Source organism: Flavobacterium sp. (genome assembly GCF_044373165.1).
In the GTDB taxonomy this organism is placed as follows: Bacteria; Bacteroidota; Bacteroidia; order Flavobacteriales; family Flavobacteriaceae; genus Flavobacterium.
In genome coordinates, this window is sequence record NZ_JBILQL010000161.1 from 1 (window position 1) to 3,816 (window position 3,816).

At 66.5% G+C, this 3,816-nt stretch carries 1 protein-coding gene; it reads left to right on the plus strand.

Annotation, left to right across the window (positions count from 1 at the left end):
* The coding region (locus ACIQ32_RS12340; protein WP_396195974.1) for an autotransporter-associated beta strand repeat-containing protein at positions 1-3,816 on the plus strand (3,816 nt) is incomplete at both ends.

The window sequence follows — 3,816 nt, forward strand, 5'->3', positions numbered from 1 at the left end:
TCGTCGATCCGAGCGTGGCGAACTACGAATCGCTGCTTGCCGGCGCTCGGCCTGGGGTGGAGGTGGTGGTGCTTGATGCCTCGCGCGACGGGCTGGCACAGGTGGCCGAGTACCTGAAGGGCCGCTCTGGCATCGACAGCATCCACCTGATGGCCCACGGCTCGGCCGGCCACTTCGCCCTTGGCAGCACCGACATCAACGCCGCTGCCGTGGGGGCCCGCCAGGCGGAGCTGGCGGCCATTGGCAGCGCGCTATCGGCTGACGGTGACATCCTGATCTACGCCTGCGACAGCGGGGCAGGGCTGAGCGGGCAAAGCCTCGTGCTTGCGCTGGCCGCGGCGACCGGCGCCGATGTGGCTGCCTCGGGCGACGCCACCGGTGCCGCCGCGCGAGGCGGCAACTGGGCCTTGGAGACGAGGGCGGGAGCCATCGAGGCAACGCTCCCTCTGACCGCCCAGGCCCGCGATGCCTACACGGCCTTGATGGCCGCGCCGACGATCAACAACCTGGGCGGCGACAGCGTGGCCTGGGTCAGCGGCGGCACGGTCAATCTGGATGCCGGCACTGCGGTAACAGTCAGCGACAGCGGCCTGGGCAACGACTGGAACGGTGCCAGCCTGACGGTGCAGCGAGTCACCGGCGGGGTCGCTGACGCCACGGCCAACGATGTGTTCAGCTTCAACCCGGTGGGCTTCACCGTCAGTGGCTCAGACCTGCAAAGCGGCGGGCAGACTTTCGCCACCTTCACCCAAACCGGCGGCGTGCTGACGATCACGTTCAGCAGCAGCGCCACCCCCGCCACCACGGCGCTGGTCCAGTCGGTGATGGGGAACATCCGCTACGCCAACGCCACCCCTTACGGCAACGCGACGATCCGCTTCTCGCTGAACAATGGCTCGGCGGCCACCACCGCCGACGTCACCGTCACCAGCGCCACCATCTACGCCGACTCGACGACCGACACCGACAGCGAGGGCGATGCCACTGATGGATTTTCGCTGCGTGAGGCCCTGGCGCGCTCGGTCAGTCAGGCCGGCGTCGACACCATCAAGCTGGTGCTGGCCGACAACAGCAGCTACACCTTTGGCAGCAACGTCACGGTCGGCGCTGGCGACACCTTGAACCTCGACAGCGCCAACGGCGTGACCATCGCCGGCAGCACCATCACGCTGGGCGGGACGCTGACTGTTTCCAACGGCGCTGGCACATCCGCGAGCATCGCATCCGTACTTGCCGGGTCAGCAAAGGCCCTGGTCAAGGACGGCGCCGGTACCTTGACCCTGACCGGCACCAACACCTACAGCGGCACCACCACCATCTCCGCCGGCGAGCTGCAGATCGGCAACGGCGGCACCACGGGCGCGCTCTCGAGCTCGAGCGCCATCACCAACCAGGGTCGGCTGGTGGTCAACCGATCCGACGACATCAACATGAGCGCCATGACGGGGACCGGCTCGCTGACGAAGCTCGGCGCGGGCATGCTCTCCCTCTCGGGGAACTTCAACCACAGCGGCGGGACAACGATCTTGGCCGGCACGCTGCAGATCAGTCGGGGTGGCTCGGTTGGCTCCATATCAGGCGACATCACGAACAACGCCGCGCTTGTTTTCAACAGAATCAACGACATTTCGTATGCGGGTGTGATCTCCGGCACCGGCACGGTGACGAAGCGCGGCGGCGGCACCCTCACTTTCACCGGCAACAACACCTACACCGGGGGCACCATCATCTCCGCCGGCACTTTGCAGCTCGGCAACAACAGCGCGACCGGCAGCATCGTCGGGGACGTCACGAACAACGCCGCGCTCAGCTTCTCGCGCAACGATGCGGTCACGTTTGCAGGGGCGATCTCGGGGACTGGCAGGCTGACGAAGTTGGCTGCTTCCGGCACCTTGACGCTCACCGGCGACAACACCCACACCGGCGGCACCATCATCAACTCCGGTATCTTGCAGATCGGCAACGGCGGCACGACAGGTTCTGTGGCGGGCACTATCACCAATCATGCTCAGCTGGTGGTCAACCGATCCGACGACCTCACGCTGGGGGGCGCCATCACGGGAGCTGGCTCGCTGACGAAATCCGGTGCGGGCACGCTGACCCTGACGGCGTCCAACACCTACTTTGGCGGGACGACGATCTTGGCCGGCGCGCTGCAAATCGGCAACGGCAGTACGACTGGCACCATCACGGGCAACATCGCCAACGAGGCCGCCCTCATTGTCAATCGCACCGGCAACTTGAATTACGCGGGCATCATCTCGGGAACCGGCACGGTGACGAAGCTTGGCGCTGGCACGTTCACCATCAGCGGCGCCAACACCTACACCGGCGGCACGACAATCTCCGCCGGCGTGGTGCAAGTCGGCACCGGCGGCACGAGCGGCAGCATCGTCGGGGACGTCACGAACAATGGCTCGATCTCCTTTGCCCGCAGCGATGTGGTCACCTTTGCAGGGGTGATCTCGGGGACCGGCTCGCTGCAGAATTCGTCCACCGGCACCTTGAAGCTTACCGGGGCCAACACCTACACCGGCGGCACGACAATCTCCGCCGGCTTGGTGCAAGTCGGTAGCGGCGGCACGACCGGCAGCATCGTCGGGAACGTCACGAACAATGGCTCGATCTCCTTTGCCCGCAGCGATGTGGTCACGTTTGCAGGGGTGATCTCGGGGACCGGCTCACTGGAGAATTCGTCCACCGGCACCTTGAAGCTCACCGGGGCCAGCACCTACACCGGGGGCACCAGCATCGCCAACGGCACCCTGCAAATCGGCGACGGCGGCACCACCGGCAGCATCGTTGGCAACGTCACGTCATCAGGGACACACGCCCTGACCTTCAACCGGTCCGATGATCTGACTTTCGCTGGCGTCATCAGCGGGCCGCTGGCGGTGACGCAGGCGGGTGCCGGCACCCTGACGCTGTCGGGCACCAACACCTACACCAGCTCCACCACCGTGTCGGCCGGCACGCTGCAGGTCACCGGTGCTCTGTCGGGCACCTCAGGCATCACCGTGGCCAGCGGCGCGACGCTGGGTGGCACGGGCAGCCTGTTCGCCAGCAACTCGACCAACACGCTCACAGTCAGCAGCGGCGCCACCCTGTCACCCGGCGTGGCCGGCAGCAACGGGGGTGTTGGAAGCCTGACGGTGAACGGAAACCTCGCCATGGCCGCGGGCAGCACGCTGGCGGTGGACATCGCCGGCAACACGGCCGGCAGTGGCTACGATCAACTGGTGGTGAAGGGCAGCGTCGATGTCAGCGGCGCCACCCTGTCTGCCGCCCACCGCTACAGCGCGGCCTATGGCGACAGCTATGTGCTGATCGACAACGACGGCAGCGATGCCATCACCGGCACCCTGGCCGGCCTGGCCGAAGGTGCCAGCCTGACGGCCAACGGCACGGTGCTGGACGCCAGCTACGTCGGCGGCAGCGACAACAACGACATCAAGCTGACACCGCAGGTGAATGCGGGCCCCGTCATCGGCAACCTCAGCGGCGACCGTGTGGCCTGGGCTGGTGTTGGCAACTACGTGACGCTGGATGCGGGCACGGCGGTGACCGTTAGCGACCCCGAATTCGGGGCGCTGAACGGTGGCAACGGAAACTGGAACGGCGCCACGCTGACCCTCAACCGTGTCACCAGCGGTGGCGCGGCCGACGGGACGAGCAAGGATCTGTTCAACTTCTTGGCCAACAGCACATTTGCCCTCGGGGGTGACGGCAGCATCGCCTATGCGGGCTACCCGGAACAGTCGATCGAAGAGGCCCAGGCGAAAGGGCAGAACGCCACCGGCGTGCTGGTCAACTCGG